Annotated in this window: 20 protein-coding genes; 8 read left to right on the top strand and 12 right to left on the bottom strand. The window is 62.9% G+C overall.

Annotated features, from left to right (window positions below; all coding sequences use genetic code 11):
- Positions 1 to 7 precede the first annotated feature (7 nt).
- Positions 8 to 379, bottom strand: coding sequence for a ribbon-helix-helix domain-containing protein (locus tag BJP25_RS31620; protein ID WP_075978730.1), 372 nt, complete (start codon positions 377 to 379; stop codon positions 8 to 10).
- A 204-nt stretch (positions 380 to 583) separates the two neighbouring features.
- Entirely contained in the window at positions 584 to 1,315 is a 732-nt protein-coding gene (locus tag BJP25_RS33880) for a hypothetical protein (RefSeq protein WP_143219420.1), read from the bottom strand.
- A 1,368-nt stretch (positions 1,316 to 2,683) separates the two neighbouring features.
- Here BJP25_RS33880 and BJP25_RS31615 point away from each other — a divergent pair.
- Together BJP25_RS31615 and BJP25_RS36025 are read left to right on the top strand one after the other, a co-directional pair.
- Positions 2,684 to 3,040 carry a hypothetical protein gene (locus BJP25_RS31615; protein ID WP_075978729.1) on the top strand — a complete coding sequence of 119 codons (357 nt, stop codon included), beginning with the start codon at positions 2,684 to 2,686 and terminating at the stop codon, positions 3,038 to 3,040.
- 455 nt (positions 3,041 to 3,495) lie between these two features.
- Positions 3,496 to 3,711, top strand: a complete 216-nt coding sequence (locus BJP25_RS36025; protein WP_143219419.1) for a hypothetical protein — start codon at positions 3,496 to 3,498, stop codon at positions 3,709 to 3,711.
- 121 nt (positions 3,712 to 3,832) lie between these two features.
- On the opposite strand, the gene BJP25_RS31610 is transcribed toward BJP25_RS36025, so the two are convergent.
- From BJP25_RS31610 to BJP25_RS31605, 3 genes are read right to left on the bottom strand one after another with little or no spacing between them, the layout of a single operon-like run.
- On the bottom strand, positions 3,833 to 4,126 hold the full coding sequence (locus tag BJP25_RS31610) for a hypothetical protein (RefSeq protein WP_075978728.1): 294 nt from the start codon (positions 4,124 to 4,126) through the stop codon (positions 3,833 to 3,835).
- A 28-nt stretch (positions 4,127 to 4,154) separates the two neighbouring features.
- Entirely contained in the window at positions 4,155 to 4,301 is a 147-nt protein-coding gene (locus BJP25_RS34465) for a hypothetical protein (protein ID WP_158075738.1), read from the bottom strand.
- Positions 4,302 to 4,359: 58 nt separating this feature from the next.
- Entirely contained in the window at positions 4,360 to 4,803 is a 444-nt protein-coding gene (locus BJP25_RS31605; RefSeq protein ID WP_075978727.1) for a recombinase family protein, read from the bottom strand.
- A gap of 279 nt (positions 4,804 to 5,082) precedes the next feature.
- Here BJP25_RS31605 and BJP25_RS31600 point away from each other — a divergent pair, with 279 nt between their 5' ends.
- On the top strand, positions 5,083 to 6,438 hold the full coding sequence (locus BJP25_RS31600) for a helix-turn-helix domain-containing protein (RefSeq protein WP_075978726.1): 1,356 nt from the start codon (positions 5,083 to 5,085) through the stop codon (positions 6,436 to 6,438).
- Here BJP25_RS31600 and BJP25_RS31595 read toward each other — a convergent pair.
- Positions 6,435 to 7,100 (bottom strand): HAD family hydrolase, encoded by a 666-nt coding sequence (locus tag BJP25_RS31595; protein ID WP_075978725.1) that lies wholly within the window; start codon positions 7,098 to 7,100, stop codon positions 6,435 to 6,437. The genes BJP25_RS31600 and BJP25_RS31595 overlap by 4 nt on opposite strands.
- A 513-nt stretch (positions 7,101 to 7,613) precedes the next feature.
- Here BJP25_RS31595 and BJP25_RS33870 point away from each other — a divergent pair.
- A complete protein-coding gene (locus tag BJP25_RS33870) occupies positions 7,614 to 7,910 on the top strand; it encodes a hypothetical protein (protein ID WP_143219418.1) in 297 nt (98 codons plus the stop codon).
- The gene (locus BJP25_RS33865) at positions 7,907 to 9,013 is read left to right on the top strand and encodes a putative T7SS-secreted protein (RefSeq protein ID WP_143219417.1); all 1,107 of its coding nucleotides are present in this window, start codon (positions 7,907 to 7,909) and stop codon (positions 9,011 to 9,013) included. The genes BJP25_RS33870 and BJP25_RS33865 overlap by 4 nt, the downstream gene beginning before the upstream one ends.
- A gap of 359 nt (positions 9,014 to 9,372) precedes the next feature.
- Here BJP25_RS33865 and BJP25_RS31585 read toward each other — a convergent pair whose 3' ends face one another.
- Positions 9,373 to 9,606 (bottom strand): helix-turn-helix domain-containing protein, encoded by a 234-nt coding sequence (locus tag BJP25_RS31585; RefSeq protein WP_075978723.1) that lies wholly within the window; start codon positions 9,604 to 9,606, stop codon positions 9,373 to 9,375.
- 268 nt (positions 9,607 to 9,874) lie between these two features.
- Between BJP25_RS31585 and BJP25_RS31580 the strand changes: the two genes are divergently transcribed.
- Positions 9,875 to 10,927: a hypothetical protein gene (locus BJP25_RS31580; RefSeq protein ID WP_075978796.1), complete on the top strand. Its 1,053-nt coding sequence runs from the start codon at positions 9,875 to 9,877 to the stop codon at positions 10,925 to 10,927.
- Positions 10,924 to 11,568: a hypothetical protein gene (locus BJP25_RS31575; RefSeq protein WP_075978722.1), complete on the top strand. Its 645-nt coding sequence runs from the start codon at positions 10,924 to 10,926 to the stop codon at positions 11,566 to 11,568. The genes BJP25_RS31580 and BJP25_RS31575 overlap by 4 nt, the downstream gene beginning before the upstream one ends.
- A 63-nt stretch (positions 11,569 to 11,631) precedes the next feature.
- On the opposite strand, the gene BJP25_RS31570 is transcribed toward BJP25_RS31575, so the two are convergent.
- From BJP25_RS31570 to BJP25_RS31545, 5 genes are all read right to left on the bottom strand, one after another.
- Positions 11,632 to 12,681: a helix-turn-helix domain-containing protein gene (locus BJP25_RS31570; protein ID WP_075978721.1), complete on the bottom strand. Its 1,050-nt coding sequence runs from the start codon at positions 12,679 to 12,681 to the stop codon at positions 11,632 to 11,634.
- Between the two features lies 1 nt (position 12,682).
- A complete protein-coding gene (locus tag BJP25_RS31565; RefSeq protein ID WP_143219416.1) occupies positions 12,683 to 13,303 on the bottom strand; it encodes a hypothetical protein in 621 nt (206 codons plus the stop codon).
- Between the two features lie 58 nt (positions 13,304 to 13,361).
- On the bottom strand, positions 13,362 to 14,495 hold the full coding sequence (locus tag BJP25_RS31560) for a tyrosine-type recombinase/integrase (RefSeq protein WP_233158370.1): 1,134 nt from the start codon (positions 14,493 to 14,495) through the stop codon (positions 13,362 to 13,364).
- The gene (locus BJP25_RS31555; RefSeq protein WP_075978719.1) at positions 14,492 to 14,758 is read right to left on the bottom strand and encodes a hypothetical protein; all 267 of its coding nucleotides are present in this window, start codon (positions 14,756 to 14,758) and stop codon (positions 14,492 to 14,494) included. Before BJP25_RS31555 ends, BJP25_RS31560 begins: the two co-directional genes overlap by 4 nt.
- A 604-nt stretch (positions 14,759 to 15,362) precedes the next feature.
- Positions 15,363 to 15,659 carry a hypothetical protein gene (locus BJP25_RS31545; protein ID WP_084794856.1) on the bottom strand — a complete coding sequence of 99 codons (297 nt, stop codon included), beginning with the start codon at positions 15,657 to 15,659 and terminating at the stop codon, positions 15,363 to 15,365.
- Between the two features lie 221 nt (positions 15,660 to 15,880).
- Between BJP25_RS31545 and BJP25_RS31540 the strand changes: the two genes are divergently transcribed.
- Positions 15,881 to 17,143, top strand: coding sequence for an NYN domain-containing protein (locus tag BJP25_RS31540; RefSeq protein WP_075978716.1), 1,263 nt, complete (start codon positions 15,881 to 15,883; stop codon positions 17,141 to 17,143).
- Positions 17,144 to 17,154 lie beyond the last annotated feature (11 nt).

Here is a 17,154-nt window from a genome sequence, read left to right as displayed (position 1 = left end):
GCGGGAGCTACTTCGGTCGACGGGCTTCACTGCGACGCGGAGGAGCGACTGGGGCATCACGTCCATCGTTCGATGGCGGCTCCCCGGGCTCCGAAGGGTTCGCGGCGTCCGGCTGGCTAGCCCCGAAGATCGCCGCGATCGCCCGCTCGCGCTTCTGCGCCTCGGCCTCGATCTCGGCCCGCAGGGCCGCAGCCTTGGCCAGGACCGTCGGGTCCGTCTTGCGCTGTTCGATCCAGGCGACCAGCGCCAGGCGGATCTCCTCGGTGGTAGAGTGGCCGCCAACTTGGGCCAGGACGTCGAGCTGGGCGCGCATGTCGTCGCTCAGCCTGACGGCGAGCGGCTTCACGCCGCCTGAAGTAGAGAATGCCTGCTCGCTCATGCGAGCTCCCTCCTCGGTGCCATGCGGCCGACGAACCCTCGAGTGGGTTCATCGAGTAGGCCGCGGTACACCGACGAGGAGCTGCTCCCCGGCAACGCACTGCCGCCAGGGCTGCCCTAGTTATCGCTCAAGTCGCCAGAGCGAGCAACCGTGGGTTCGCTGGTGATGTGCAAAGCACACCGAATTTCTACTTGAGTCAGAATGTTATTTAACTAAAGTTCGTTTCACCATTGATCGCAATTCTGCCGCAAAACTGATCATCGCGTAAGTTGCGAAGGCTTGCAGTAGCAGACCAGCGGCAAACGTAAGCTGCCACCCCATAGCTGGCTGTTCTGAACTGTAAGATAGAAGCTTGAGAATCTCTAGCATCAGGGAAAATGTCAACACAAGCGCTGAACCAATGTGGACAACCACCAGGCAGAACCCAGAAAAGGTAGTCAAGAATGCAATAAATGCGTTCGATTCAAACCAGACTGCGGCGACGAGAACGGTCGTGATACCTGCCGCAAGGTAGATCTCAATAGCCTGGTCAAATTGAAACCACCCAGACGGAAGGGGGAGATCAAGGAATGACTCCTCTGACCATTTAGTGTTCCTGGCCAGACTTCGGTAAATGAACATGGACATCGCTCCCGTAGCAATGAGAAGCAGCGCCCATGCGGTTAGGCATATCAAGAACAACAAAAAGGTGAAGGTAAGTGCTATAAACTTCGCGCGCGGAGATCGTTCGATAGTGTTCCGTGTCAAAGCGTAGGCCTTACTTGCGTTTCGAAAAAGGGTTCTTGACCCTTTGGCCACGCCAAGCCAAGATGACACGAAACCATATATAAGGAATAGCACTAGAATGCCGGTGCCGAGATAGGTTGTGATGCCCGACTCGATGAGATCATCCAGAGAAAGCAGGTTGTCCTGAACCCACTTGAGAAGATCTTCCAATGAAACCCTCTCCCGAAATCTACGCCGACGTGAAGCATACAATCGCAAGCAAGTCTGCGAGTCGTTTGGTGGGAATCAGACATGCCGCGACAGTCACCGAGTAGGAACCGATGCACCTCTGGGACAGCTTCCCCTCTCGCACCGTCGCCAAGGTCAAGCCATCCTTGTGCCGTGTGCCAGCCTGGAGAACGTGTCCACAAACCGTGCACTCTTCGGCCGGAACCCGCGCAGTGCTCGTCGCCTTCTCTTGAGGCACCTGTTCCTGGCTTGGCTGCTGCACCTCGCATCACCTCATCGTCGACCGTCTTCACGCCGGACTTCACCATCACCGAACTGACCGAGTGGACGACGCATCGGAGACCAGGCACCAGTAAGGGCTTGTACAACCGACGACATCAACGAACTTTCCCCTGCAGCAGGTCCTGAGCAACATCATGGCCGAGTAGTGCTGGCGCGTCGGTGACACGCTCGCCAGGCTTGAGGCCAGCGACGCCGAGGCTGCCGCGGTCCTACGGGAACTGCTTGCCGAAGTCCACGAACTCCGCAGTACTGGTCCGCGGTTCTCCGACCACGGCGCGGCCGAGCTGATGAACCGGGCGACTGGCCGTCTGGCCGCACTCCACGAGGCCGCCAGCAAGCTGTCCTCGGCAGCGAACGACCTAGCCCGGCTTGGCGATCTGTCCAGTTTCATCTCCAGGGCCGCCGATCAGCTGTGGCGGGCGCGCGAGGGGCGGTAGCACCTGACGCTTGGCTATCTAGGTGGCGAAGCACGACAAAAATGCGTCAGCTCACCCAGGAAGCGCAGCACGACCACCTAAGACAAATCTTCTTCGCAAAGCGTTGTCACTCGATCGGGTGGATCTACTGAGATACTGAGATACTGAGACGCGGTAAGACGTTCTAGCCCGCTAGCCTCCTGTCCTGAACCTTAGAGGTCTAATCCTGCGTAACGCCGCAGAAACATGGGACCGAGACTGACCGCAGATGGCGCGACACGCGCCCCGGTCGGTTGTTCCTGTGCATTAACAACCCGATCGGGTGGCGTTTGGTATGCAAGCCTGCCGCGTGCCCCCTTGAGCGCCTGCGCGGGGGTACGCTCTGCCCTGCGAACGGATCGTGTCGTTATCTCCCTGCACATGTTCCCCACATGACCGCTCACCGCTACCGCGGTGCCGCTCGTCTGGAACTAGTGTCAGGTTGGTATCCAGCCCACATCTGCTTCGTTCTTTACCAACGGAACGGTCGCCGGAGTCCCCCCTTTGAGGGGAAGGACGCGGTGCATCGGGGCGGCAACCCCGAGCACCACGCCCCTCCGATGACCGTGCCTTGCAATGCCCCGCAAAGAACACTGGAGAAAGGCCCAGTCACGTGCACACCCTATCGGGCGACGACTTCGACGGCGACAGCCGAAGCCGGGGTATCCCCGGATCGGACGACGCTCCGACGTCGAACGACGCCACCTCGGTCTCCTTGCGGGAGCTGCTGCGCCTCGGCCAGCAGGACCACCAGCGGGAGATCGATAAGCTGGTTGCCCAGCACAACACCCCCCGGCGCAGCAGGACGACGTCCTTCGTGGTCAAGTCCGCGGTCGTCTGGAGCGTCTGGGTGACCTGCATGTTGTTCACGGCCTGGCTGGTGCCGGAGACGCTCGCCGTCGTCGGTCCAGCCAGCTTCGGCACCGCTTTCTCCACCTGGGTGCTGTTCGTCCGGGGGTGGCACGTCTAACCGCCGGAATGTAAGACGGGAGCGGTCTGCCGCTGCGGTTACCAGCGGCAGACCACCCCCTGCTAGGAGGTGACGGCCGCCCGGCCATGCTTCGCTGGCTCCGGGCGGGCGGTCGTCACTGCATTCGAAGAGACGCCACTCCCCTCGGTCGGTCATCCGGGAGGCTCTTCCCGCAGGTGTTCACATGCAAACAAACGTGTCATCTGCACGGCCGTGACGCCTGAGCTGGCGGTCCTACACCTTCCGGTACCTGCGCCGAAGGATCTTGCAGATTGCCGGTTTCCGTGTCTCCCATGGTTATGCAGCGCTGAGCTGCGTCTATGCAAGATTGTCTTGACGTCCCACCGCTCACCCGGGTTAGCCCGTTAGAGGTCGCACGCAACCAGCTGCCCGCCCGCCTGTTAACGCAGGGTGAGCTGACATCCGGGGCCAGGCCCCGCATCCCCTGACACGTCGTGTCTCCGTTCGGCGCTCTGGCCAGCCGCCGCAGCCCGGCCAGCACCCGCTGCATCGTGGCCAGGTCGGTGCGCATCCCCGTCAGCGGCGACGTCCACCCGCCGCTGACCGGGACGAGCTCGTGCTGCGACAGGTCGAGCCGCCCGCGGAACCACCCCGGCCCGCTGGCGATCGCCTCCACCTGCATGGTGCGCGGGGAAGGCAGCTGCGTCTGACGCAGCCAGGGAACGACCTCGCCGGTGTCGCGCCCCGACCAGACCCGGCCACCACCGCAGCCAAAACGCGACAACAACGCCACCGCAGGCACCGCCCGCCGCTGACTACCGTCGTGGCGGGTCACTGCGGCGAACCGGGCGTGGGACCCGGATCGCCCGGGAACGGCGGTGCAGGAAAGTAGTCCGGCAGGACGGTGACGATGCGGCTCGCCAAGGCCGCCCCGACCTCGACCATGTGCGTGCCCAGCCCGGCCACCACCGTGGCGGGCAGCGGCGGGGCGCCCTCGGTGTGCTGCCGGATGACGTGCTCGAGGTAGGACGACAGCGCCACGTTCAGCTGCGCCAAGCCCGCCAGCAGCACTTGGTCGTCCCGCCACGAACTCGGCATGCGGCTGGGCAGCATCGACGGGTCCATCGGTTCCTCTCGTGCGTGTGGGCCGACCTCAGCCACTCGGGCCGCCCGCGGCCTGGCGGAGCTTGCGGATCGCCCGGTCCATGGCGTTGACCTCACCCGACTCCCCCAGCGCCGTGACCACCCAGGTCGCCCGCGCCATCTGCTGCCGCTCCTTGGCCGTCAGGTGGACCGTCACCGGCCTGGTCGGCTCCGGTTCGGGCGGATCGGCGCGGCGGGTCACGGCACGGCTGCGGCTACGACAGGGCCAGGTGCGCCAGCTGGCGCACCACCACCGGCGGAAGACCGCCGTCCATGACGCGCAGCTCCACCCCGTGCGCCAGCAGCTGCGCCGCCAGCACGTCGACGACCTCGACCGTGCGCGACAAGTGCCCACCGTCTGGCAGCACCACCGCCGCGGCCTGATGGTCAGCCAGCGCCGCCAACAGCCCCCGGAAGCCCGGCCGGTCCTCCACGTCCAACCCGGAGCAGGTGTCGGTGAAGACCGCCCGCAGCTCCCACCCCTGCCGGGCACACCAGATGGCCAACTGCTCCCGGCAGGCCGCCAGGTATCCGGGCCGGTCGCTGACCGAGCGCACGTAGCCGAAGACCATCTCCGAGGGGAAGGCCTGGGCCTGCGGGCACGGCAACGGCTGCTCCCGCAGCCTGGTGGACGTGCTGGTGTCTGCCATCGCGGTCATGCCTGGCCTGCCTCCCGTGCGGATATCGGTGGGAGGCACCCAGCCCTGGCAGCGCTGGCAACCGGCCAGCGGCGGGAAGAATCCTCGTCGAAAGGCGTCACCGGCTGGTTTGGTCTGCCAAGGCTGGGTGCCTGGCAGCGAGTCAACCGACAAACCTGCTGGTGACGTACCTGCCAGCTCCCCGCCACCACCCCGCCATTGGCCTCCAAGCGGGCGGCGGGCAGCAGCTACGGCCGTAAGCTCGCCGTCGTCCGGTGTGTGCGGCGCCAAGGAGGGCTCATGGCCAAGTACGCCCCCAACACCCAGCTGGCCTGGCAACGACTGCAACGTGGCTGGAGCAGGGAAGAGCTGGTCGCCCAGATCAAGCAGAGCATGGCCGCCTGCTTCGAGGCGGAGTCCGGGCTGACCGCCGAAACCGTGCGCCGCTGGGAGTCCGGTGACCGCTGGCCCGAGCCGCGCTTCCGCAAGCACCTGGTGTTGCTGTTCGGGCTGCCCGCCAGCGAACTCGGCCTGCTGACCGCCGACGAGCTGGCGCTGCACCCCTTGCCGCTGAGCCCGTCACCACTCGCTTCCGGTTCACCCGAACGTATGGTGGAGTCGATCGTGAGGGAGGTCGTGATGGCGCTGTTCGAGGGGAAGCGCGGGCGCAGCCTGCTCGACACCAGCCTGGTGTCGCTGGTCCGCCACGGCGTCGGGGAGCCGTCCGGTCTGCCAGCACTCCGCGGTGCAGCCAGCGTCCAGCTCGACCCGCGCTCGGTCGACGCCTACAGCGAGATCACCGCCGCCCACCGACAGCTGTACTGGCGCAGCACGCCCCAGGAGCTGGTGGCCTCGGTCGCCGCCCACGCCCAGCTCGGCCAAGACCTGCTCGACAGCCGCGTCGGCCGCGACCACACCACCAGGCGTCTGGCTGCTGCCGTCGCCGAGTCGGCGCTGCTGACCGCCCGGCTGGCCTTCTTCGACCTGCAGCGTTTGCCGTTGGCGGCCCAGGCCTTCGAGGTAGCGGAGAAGGCCGCCGCCCTGGCCGAGGACCACGCCCTGGCTGCCGCTGTCGCCGCCCACCAGGCCTTCGTGCCGGGGTTCGCTGGCGATGGTGCCCAAGCCGACGCCCATCTCGACGCCGCCACCGCTCACCTGCGCTACACCACCAGCCCGCAGCTCAAGAGCTGGCTGTACTGCGTGCAGGCCGAGCTGCTGGCGCGCACCGGCCGTGCCAGCGACAGCCTCAGCCGCATCCGGCTAGCCGAAGACGCCCTAGCCAGCGACGGCCAGGACCCGGTCTGGCTCGACTTCTACAACAGCGCCCGCCTCGACGGCTTCGCAGGCAATGCCCTGCTGCTCGGTGGACAGCACGACCAAGCTGCCATCCGCTTGGAGGCGGCAATCTCCGGACTGGCCGACGCCGAGTCCAAGCAGCGGTCGGTGCTGCTGTTCGACCTGGCTGCTGCCCGCGCCGCCACCGACGCCGAGCACGCGCTGGCCGCGGTGCACGGCGCCTGTGACGCCCTGAACACCTCCTGGTACGCCGCCGCCCTCGACCGGGTGCCAGCGTTGCGGACCGCCCTGACGGCCACGCCGTACCTGGCCGAACTTGACGAACGGGTCCAGGCGCTGGCACCAGCCGCTGAGTCCTAGGCCGTCTGGTCCTGGTTGTGCTTGGCCACGAGTTCCGGCAGCTCGGCCAGGCTGTCCAGCTTGAACAAGCAGCGTGCCTCGACCTCGGCGTCGGACAGGATGTGGCCCCAGGGCCCGCGGCGTAGCAGGGCAGTGGCAATCCCGAGCTGCTGGGCCGGGCGGACGTCGTTGTCCAGCCGGTCACCGACGTAGAGCAGTGACGCCGCCGGGACTCCTGCCTCCGCGATGGCCCGCTCGAAGAAGGCCAGCGACGGCTTCTCCGCCTGCCAGCTGTCCGAGGTGCCCAGCACGTCGGTCGGCAACGCCAACTCGCGCAGGATGCCCTCGGCCCGCGCCGTCTGGTTCCCGGCGATGCCGACGCGCAGCCCCTGCTCCCGCAGGGCAGCCAGGCACGGGCGGACATCCGGGTACAAGTTCTCCTCGCCGAACGACTCCGGCTGCCCAGCCGCCGCCCGCCGCTCCCGCTCGGCCGCCAAGTCGAAGCCCGGCTGGAACACCTGGAAGGTGTCCCGGTAGTCGCCGCCGCGGGCGATGACCGCCCCGAAGACCGCCGAGAAGGTGTGCCGGGGCACCCCCAGCCAGTCGGCCCAGGTGCCGTACTCGCGGCTCTCGTCCACCAGCACCTCACCGACGTCGAAGAAGACCGCCTTGATCTGCGCCATGTCGCTCCTGTGTCCGCGCGGGGTGTCAGGAGGCATCTTGCCGAAGGTGGTTCGTGGTGGTGCTGGTGGCACTCGCTAGGCGAGATCGCTGGGGAACAGGCGCGGCGCTGCAGCAGATCGCTGAACCAGTACGGCCCGGCATGCCGGATGGGGACCTACGCTGGAGCGGAGACGGCCCCCGCTTCCGCGGGGAACGTCCCTGCTTTCTGGGAAGCCGACACCAGTTCCCACCCAGCCCAAGCCGCAGCCCAGCTTCACCAGGGCCAAGTAGCACTCGTACATCTCGATGAAGCCAGGCGACTCGCCCCGGACTAGCGTCCCCGCCAACCGCTGGGCAAGTCGGTGATGCGCGGCTTGGTGGACGAGGCCACCCGGCGACAGGTAGAGCGGTTCGCGGCGCTGCCAGCGGGATTCGGACCGCGGATAAAGATCCGCCAGGCTGGCGGTAACCATCTGTCCTTGCCATCGTTTGGTCACTAGGTACCCGCTGACCAACCCGTGGGGTGAGCAGTCTTGAGCGAGGGCTATACAGTCAACGTCGACCAACTGACTGAGGCTGGACGCAGCATCGTCGACTTGGTGAAGCAAGTAGCTGAACAACCCACCGACGGGCTCGATCCGTCTGAAGCCGACCTCGGTCATGCTGAACTTGCGGCCGCAGCTGAAGAATTCTTCGATCGGTGGAGTCGCGGTCTCAATAGCCTTCTGCAAGACGCAGGCACGATCGCCGTCAATCTGCACGAGACAGCCGAAGCTTATCGACAAGCCGAGCAAGAAGCTGTGAACAACCTCGGTGGAGATCAGCCGTGAACGAGAATCCTGCAGTACAGTTTGAATTGTCCAAAGCCAAGAAGGCCACAGACATCTTCCCCGGAAACCCCGGTTCTATCTGGAATTCCGTGCGGGCCGTGAAGAGGCGCGCTGCCGACTTGGATGCAATCGGCGCCGGACTCAAAGTGGTGGATGCTGGAGAGTGGGAAGGTCCAGCGGCCGTTAGATTCCGAGGTTGCTTCGACCATCAGCCGAAGCGGTGGCTGACGGCAAGCGACCGATTCGACAGCGCGGCGAAAACACTCGACGAGTACGCCCATACTCTTGATTGGGCGCAGAAGGAAGCTGCCGAGGCTATTGCTTTGTGGAAAGAGGGCGTAGCGAAGACCGAAGCATCGGGACTGCTGCCCGCCGGTGTGCCAAAAGACTCCACCGGAATATCGTTCACCGGAACTGTATTCACTTCACGCCTCCTTAACGACCCTGGCCTGGAACTACGCCGTCAAGCAGTCGACAAGGTAGTGCGAGCGCGTCGTGAACTTTTCGACGCCGCCAATGATGCAACATGCAAGCTGCGAGATGCCGCAAGTGACGCTCCAGTCACACCAACCCTGTTGGATAAAGCGGCCAAGCTGACATGGCCAGTTGGCTACTACCTTAACTACCTGTTCGGAAGCGGTAGGGACACTGTTACGAACATAAACAGCTTCAACTGGACGGCGGGGTCTCTGGCCGACATCTTGGTACCCTACATCAAGAGCAACTCTCTTACTGATGGCACTTACAGTGTCACTCCGGCCAGCCTAGGAGATAACGGAAGGATCTTGCTTACGCCAGACACTCTGGGCAAGTCGATCATCGGAAGTCCGATATCCGTGGCACCCACAGGAACGTTGACTATTAGTGGAAACTCTTGGGAGTTCACGGGATCGGTCTCGTCGCCGTCTGCCGATGATTACGACTTCGATACCGCCCTCCTGACCGGACGACCGGCACGGGAACTCGGACCCGAGGTTTCAACCTGGATAGGCTATCTTGGTGGGGTTGCGGTAAATGCTCTACCGACGCCCGATACCGCACAGGTTTACAAGAATTACATTAGTGGTAGTATAAGTATACATGAAAGTGGTACGATCAATTAGCAAGAAGTTCGTATGGATGATTGTAACACTTTTAGTGGCGCTCTCAGGTGTAGTCATTTGGTCCTGGGCAAATTTGCCCAGGAAGCTACCTCAAGCTAATTTAGAAGATATAGCAATGCAATCGGCGTATAGGTATTGCACCAAAACCAACAGTGCAGTCGACTGTAGAGGATTAAAGACACGACAATCACTGAAGCGGATAGAATATTCCTTCGGAAGTTCGCCATATTATGGTGACCAATATGGCTACTATTCAGTTGACGATGCAATTCTCATGGTAACTATCAAAGATGACGGCTCAGTGCTCCGTGTCGGCGCTCCTGGATTTGTTGATTTTAGCAAGAAGTAGTCGAACTCGACTACTTGTCTAGGCTGGCAACTACCTCGTCGATGGTAGAACCAACCGCCTCCGCCACATACCGCAGCTCCACCACGTCCAGTCGCCGCTCGCCGGACTCGTACTTGCTCACGAACGACTGCGGCTCCCCGAGCCGTTCAGCCACCTGCACCTGCGTCAGTCCAGCCTCGAGGCGGAGACGCCGCAGCAGCTGGCACAGCTGCTGGTACTCCGCCGAGTAGATGGACTTGTCCACCCGCCCAGCGCACTGCCCCCTTGGTCAATATCCCAAAATCGGATATCGTCTGTCGTGTCGAGAGGCGTCACCACCCACCAAGAGAAGGGACGTGGCCCATGAGCAGGCAAAACAACGGTGGAGGCGGCGGCAGCGGGGGCACCGGCGGCGGCAGCCGCTAACCCGCACGCACCACCTTCCGAACACCGCGAACGCCCTGGCCAACCCCACCGGCCAGGGCGTTCGTGCTGGTCAGGCAACCAGGATAGTCGTATACTTGATCTTGAACATGCTCGACCTGCTCCGTCAGCTCTACCGCGCCAAGATGCTCCTCATCGGGGTCAGCTTGGTAGCCGCGGGCATCCTCGGCCTCGTCGTCGGCAGCTACACCAACGCCAGCTGGGTGCGCGACCTTGGTTCAGCCGCCCTCCAAGGCGGCCTGCTGTCGGTCATCGTGCAGATCGTCGTCGACGGCGTCAGTGAACGTCGCCAGGCCGAGCTCATGCGCAGTGCCGTCCGGCAGGAAGCCCCCGCCATCCGCGATGCTGTCCTGGACAGCCTCGCCTTCAGGCCAGAGGCCCTGAAGCAGGTTGCCTCACCTGAAACCCTCGACCGCTTGGCGGTCAACGCCCTCGGACTCCGGCTCGGAAACCCAGCCCTGGCAGCCGACGCCTACCGCGACCTCCAGTTCCAGCTCGGCACCACCGAGGAACGCTGGCACGACGTTTCCATCTCCGTGTCACTACGCCCCTGGACACCGCGGAACGCAACCAGCTCAGCCGACTTCTTCGAGGCCACCATCCGCTGGGAGTACCGCGTCACCCCAGCCACGCCGGTGCTGCGCTTCGCCTGCGTCTCCGACCTCGACGAGTACCGCACCCTCCTGAACGACCCCACCGTGGCCTCGGTCTGGTTCTCCGAGTTGGATGCCAGCTCCAGGGACACCTTCGACGTCCAGCACCTGGCCGTCGATGGCAAAACCCGTCCCGTACGCCGCAGCCGCCGCAAGCAGGGACAGGTCTTCACCGCCGACCTCGGCACCACCGCGGGCAGGGAAGTCGTCCTGAGCTACACCTACCGCATCCTGGTCCAGCAACGCGGCAACGTCCTCTACCTGAACCTCAACCAACCAAGCCACAACCTCCGCATCCACCTTGACTACGACGGCACCGGCATCCAGCACGTCACCACGCTCGACTACATCGCCGGAGCCCAGCCGGTCCGCATCGAGCGCACCGACAGCACGGCCACCGCGGCACGGGTGGACATCGGGTTCGACGGCTGGGTGCTGGCACAAAGCGGGGTGGCGTTTGTGTGGGTTACGGGTAGAAAGAAGCCATGAGCTACCAAATGTCAGATGAGCAGTGGGCTGAGCACCGCGGCTACGCCGATCAGGTGCAGATCGTCGTCACGCCGATGGATAACCCATCGGCGCTGGAGCACCTTGAGCAATGGATCGTAATCTCGCACGGGGCCGCTTGGACCCCGGACTGGCTGCTACGCAAGGTAGAGTCCATCCCGCTCAGTACCAACTCTGAACTGGGCAGCGCGCCGTATATCCTAACCTCCACGGAGAACCGCACCAGTTGGGGCGCAGACTCGGCGACCTATGAGATCCTGCTTGGCATCTCTACCTGGGCGGCAACCAGCGCAGCGTGGGATCTTCTCAAGATTGTTTCCAAAGAGATGGCGGTTAGGCTCAAAGCTGAGCACCCCGGCATGATTGAGACCGACCTGAATGAGCACGAGGCAATTGAACGCACACGGTGGCTAGTGGCCAGCCGCTACGACACGCCCGTGGATCAACTCCAGGTTGTCGAGACAGACCTAGACGCAGAGGGCCAAGCCCGCGTGGTGCTTGATGATGGCAACGGGTGGCTCTACGATGTCACTCTCGAACTCTGCGACGGATTAGTCTACCTCTCGCGGATCAAGCGAACGAAGAAGCGCGCAGCCGACAGGAAAGATTCTTCTGTCCAATAACAAACAAATCTCTACCTCGTCGTGAGTCCATCCGGTTTGTATGCAGCGACGGTTTTCCGCTCTCTAACTCACGACTCGGAGAGGCCGCTGACCTCGTTTCGTAAAGTCGTCCAGCATCTTGTTTCGGGGCATTCCTAGCACGTCTGCAAGTTCTTTTGTAGTGTACTCGTGGTCGTCTAGATGAACCTGCACCATATCAACAAGCACACTCGGTTCTTCACGTTCAACCGGAAACGGCTCGACTGGCAGATAACCAAGCTTGTTCATATAGGCATGAAGACTACGGCAGCGCCCGGAGTTGATGAGACCTAGATGTTCCGCCCGCAGTATCAGAGACTGCATTGAAACTTTCCAGTACGGCTTGAGCGTGGCGGCCCTTTTTAGGTCAATGCCTCGTAGATCGCTTGTCACCGAGGCAGCAGGCATCAAGAACTCTTCGGCGAACCGATCTGCCTCACGTTCAGCGTAATCGCGAGGCGGAAAACCCTCATGCATCACCATATGGCCGAGTTCGTGAGCAAGTACGAATCGCTGCTGCTCCGGAGTCAAGGTTGAGTTCACGACGAAAAGCGCAGGGGCGCCCGGGTGCCATACGCTAATCGCGTTGATGCGATGGGTGCCGAAGTCGTTACGAAAAATGACGCCACCAGCATTTTCAATGGCATTGACCATGTTGCCAACAGGGCCCATAGGAAGTTGCCAGTAGGCCCTGAGCCTTCGCGCAACTTCTTCAGGGCCGTCGTGTTCGTCGGGGTTCATGCTAGGGATAGCACGATCTGCGTCTACTTCGATACCCTGGTAGAGGCGTTGCAATCTCATCCGCAAAAAGTTGACCTGGGCTTGAATCTTTCGCAGAGTCTTCTGACTCAAGCTTTGCTGCTTGCGATGAAAGAAGCTGGCGCTACCAAAGCCATGCACTTCATCGGACCAACTCAGAAGGGCAACTGTTACGTCAAGTCGCTTCGCCAAACGTTGCAACTCGTCTGACGTCAGTTCAACGATTCCAGACTCTGCCTTACTCAAGCGCGATTGCGGGATTCTACACGCCTCACCAAGCTCTTTCTGCGTGAGCCCTTGCGCATCCCGAGCCGTTGTCAGCATGCGCGGGTTCATGCTACTCCTCTAGCTTCCTCTTACGCCCCTTGCTGCGTACACGGGGCTTGGCGGCAGTGGGGTCAACCTTAGCGGGTCCGCCGAGAATTGTCGCGCCTTGGTCACCCGTTGTGGTGGAAAGCTCAATGGGGGCCCAGTAGTGCTTCCCATCGACCACGCACGTGACAGCTACAGTCTTCATTGAGGTCTCGACCTCGTCGAGCAAGTAGCCCATCACTAGATGGGTCATCTGCGTCAGCAAGCCAGCTTCAAGCGAAAGCTGCTGCGAGTCGAAGGCAATGCTTTGCTGATTGACATTGGACGAGGTCTTGTAGGCGCCGTTCCGAAACTTCTTGAACCGGATGACAAGACGATCTTGAATCCGCACTAGCCACAAGCCGTTCTTGTGGAACACCTGTACGCCCTCGCGGCCGGACATGCTCCGACGCACCTCGGCCACGATGAACCCGTGCAAGGTCTGCGCGCGGGCATTGGCAGTCACATCCGCAGGTGACCCTGGCAAGTCATGAAGCCACTCGCACCAGCGCTTCCAAGCGAGCTCGAAGCACTTGTTCAGCACACCGACGTGATCGGCAAGGGCGAGCTCGGCCTGCTCGCGCGTCATCAGGGACGACTTGGTCACTCGGAGATCGTGACAGGTTGCAGAAGCCATGTCAAATATCCAGCACAGATTCCAGCTGTCATCCGGGTCGGCCATCGGTGCTGGTCAGCGGATGCCCCTCCCCCGTCATCGCCGCTAGCGCTACCGCCACCTCGTCTAGCCCTGCCCGGATGTAGGTCGTCGTCACCGAGCTGTCGAACGGCCTCGGGGTCTGATGCCCGGCGAAGGCTCGGGCCACCCCGAACCCGAAGCGCCGCTCTACCCAGGTCAAGGTGGTGTAGCGCAGCCAGTGCGTCGAGATGTGCTCGTTGGCCACCGCAGGTACCTGCTGAGCCATCCGTCGCCAGATGTAGTCGTAGCGCCGGTACGTGATCGGCCTGCCATCCCGGTAGCGCAACACCTTGTTCGTGATCCCCGGCCGGGACTCGACATGCTTGACCAGACGGCGCATCAGGGAAGGAGACACAGGCTGCCAGCGGAAGCTCCCGGCCTTCTCCCGAAGCCCGACTACGCAGTTCTCCGGGTCCAACTCGTCGACCTGGAGGTTGGTACCCCCTTGTCGACGGGCAGCCGTCTCCCAGTGCAGGTCGATGATCAGCAGGTCCAGCTCCGGGTCGTTGCCCGACTCCGAGGCCACCGAGCGGATCACCGCCAGCATCCCGGCCGACAGCGCCCGGCGGTCGTTGGGCTGCCGCCGCGGCTTGTTGACCCGGATCGCCGGGTTGTGCCGCTGCGGGATTACCCCGTCCAGCACGGCGTGGTGGTACAGGCAGCGCAGGGCACCGATCAGGTGCTCCGACGTCGACAGGCCGCCGCGGGCGTTGCGCCGCTGGACGACCTTGGTGCGGAGCTCGTAGGAGAACTCCTTGATCTCGCTCGGCAGCAATTGGTCCAAGCGCCGGTCGCCCCAGCGCTCCTCGATCTTGCGCCAGTAGTAGACGTAGACCTTGCGGGTGTTCGGGCTGACCGCGGCCGAGACCACCGGGATGAACTCGGCGATCGTCGGTACCGCCGCCTCGGTGTCCTCGGCCAGGAGCAAGTCCTGGGCCGTGATCCCCAATCGGGCGATCACCTGCCGGGCCAGTGTCAGATCGACCAAGGGCGGCTTAGCGAGCTCCAGCCGCTCACGCTGGCCGAACTGCTTGCCCTGCCAGCTCGAGGCCGCCGAGGCGTCAGTATCGACCCGACGAACCGCTGGAGACGTGTCGCTCACCGGCGCCAACCAGGCGACAAACGGTTGAGCTCCTTCTCATCCCGGCGCTGCCGCACCAGCTCGGCCACGTCTACCAGGCCACCTCGGTCGACCGCCTCGTCCATCAGCATCTCCATAGCCTTGGTCGGTACGGCGTAACGGGAACGGATCTTGAGAGCAGGGAAGGCGTCCTCCCGGATCGCCCGGTAGGGCGTGGCTGGGTCAACACCAAGCTGGCTGGCGGTCTGGTGCACCGAGTAGACGAGCGGCTGCTGGTTGGTCATGGCGGTCTCCCTCCGTGTGGGCTGGTTCTGCGGGTCCAGCCTGCGGGAGGAGGGGAGGCACGATCGGGTGGCGATTGGTAAGTGCCGGTGCTGAGCAGACGAGCGGTTGGGCATTTGCAGCTCGACTGAACCACGCTCCGTGGTTGATGCTGGTGGATCAGCACACGGGCGAGCCTGGGCCGCGTAGGCCCGCCAGGCTCGCCCGTGTCTACTGGCTGCTCAGCCGATCCAAGGCCAGTTGGGATCAGCAGCTGATCCGGGACTCGGTACTGACCGACGTGCGGCCAGCCGACTCGTACATACCGCGGTAGGTCCAGGTTCCTCCGACGCAGCCGCCGGACGTGCTCAGCGAACCGTCGCCACCGGTGTTCGTGGACTCGTTCTGCCACCATCCAAGAGTTCCTCGGCACCGCCCGAACGTCATCCCACAGCGGTTCCCACTGCTTCTCGACCGACCACACGTAGGGGCGTTGGAACACCGGGATGATGTAACGCGCCTGCGGTTCGAAGAGTCTTTGCGGCGTCAGCGTTTCGGCCTGTATCGCTTCCTCATGAATCGACGGTCCGGTGCAGATCTAAGCACGGAGCACTGCGCCGGACACGATCAGTTGAGGGAGCGAAGGAAGCCCTCGACATCAAAGCCGTGGGCCTGGAGTCGCATCTGAGCGGTACGTCGTTCCTGATCGGTGAAGAGCAGTTCGTACTGGGGTTTGATGACCGACGCCTCCACGCTGTGGGCCAGCATGTTCTCCTCCCAGAGCCTGACGAAGCCGTCCGAGGTACTCGTCCCCCGCAACAGGGTCTTCGCCGTGTCGACACCCCCCTGCATGGTCAGCATGTGTAGGAACGACTTCGCCGTGTACCTGATCGTGCGGACCAGGTATCGGTAGCCGTCAAGCATCTCGTCATGGAACTCACGAGCCCGTGTCGCAAGCTCGTCATCAGCTCCGATTGTCACAATCGCCACCCTCTGGTAGGTCGTTCAGTGGTGCATCGTTGGCCTGCAGTCCCCGTTACAGTCAACGCACTCTCCGCCCGAACGAGGTGTGAGCATGTAACGATAGCTCAAGCCTTGCCGAAGGTATCCAGTTGAAGCCGACCCTACCCACAGATGAGGGATATATGAGCAACCATCCAGATATCGCTTACCGACGCGCTGCACTATTTGTCGACTTTGAGAACATTCATATCGGACTTACCACGTCGAGCGCCGAGGCCGGGCATAGATTCGCTACCCAACCCGGCTTGTGGGTGGACTGGCTTGAGAACTCCCTAGGCCCACTCATGATCGACGCAGAGGAGCAGCCGCGAAAACTGCTGCGTCGGATCTGCTATCTTGATCCGGCACGTTCCGGCAAGTATCGGGTATATTTTACCAGAGCCGGCTTCCGGGTGGTGGATTGCCCCTCTCTTACCTCGATGGGCAAGAACAGCGCTGACATCCATATGGTGCTCGACATCCTAGATACACTTACCCATCCCGTGTACTACGACGAATTCATCGTTCTCTCGGCTGATGCGGACTTCACGCCCGTGCTCCAGCGGCTGCGCGAACACGACAGGCGGTCCGCGATTCTTACGGCCAACCCTGCGGCGGCGGCCATGCACGCGGCCTGTGACTTCGCTATCCCGGACGTGATTTTCTTGGACGAGGCACTCGGACTTGGTGAACCAGAGGCCGAACCGGAAGCTGCGACAATCAAGCAGCCTGACCACGACTCTCCTGACGATGCGCTGCACACAAAGATCCAGTCCATCGTTCGTGACCTTGTCGCTGAGTCCAAGTCGCCGATTGCGATGGCCAAGGCCGCACACGAAGTTCGTAAGGTGGCAGGTTCAGCAGTCGACACGACCGCCTGGGCGGGGTCGGGCAGCTTCGGAAAGTTTGTCGCTGGCATCGTGGACGAGCACCTGCAAGTCGCGATTGGTAGGAGCCCTGGTTGGCTCTTCGATCCAACGCGGCACACCCCACCTGAGGTCGAGGCGTCGGCCGTTGACGTGCCGGAGGTAGCACGACGGATCAACCACGTGGTGAGGGCACCGCTGCTGCCGACTTCGGCCTACACGTGCTTGTTCGACGTTCTGGCAGGAGATGCGCGCAGCATGGCTGGCAGCGGGCAAGTCGCAGTGGAACGTGCCGCCCGGGACATCTGCGCTGAACGGGGGGAGACAGTCTCTCGCCAGGCCGTGCACTTCGTGCTTGTGAACTACAGCTACAACGGGATCTCGTGGACCACTCCCGAGTGGGATGCCAACGTGCTGGCGAGCCAGTTTGCCGACAGCATGCTCAAGCTGGCAGCAGATGCGCAGATGGCGCTGACCGACGACGAACAGGCCGAAGTCCGACAGTGGATCCAAGGAGGGCAGGGAGGGGCTCAGATCTGACCGAGCCGCCG

Source organism: Actinokineospora bangkokensis (assembly GCF_001940455.1).
GTDB lineage: Bacteria > Actinomycetota > Actinomycetes > Mycobacteriales > Pseudonocardiaceae > Actinokineospora > Actinokineospora bangkokensis.
This window is presented reverse-complemented; position numbering and strand designations above follow the sequence as displayed.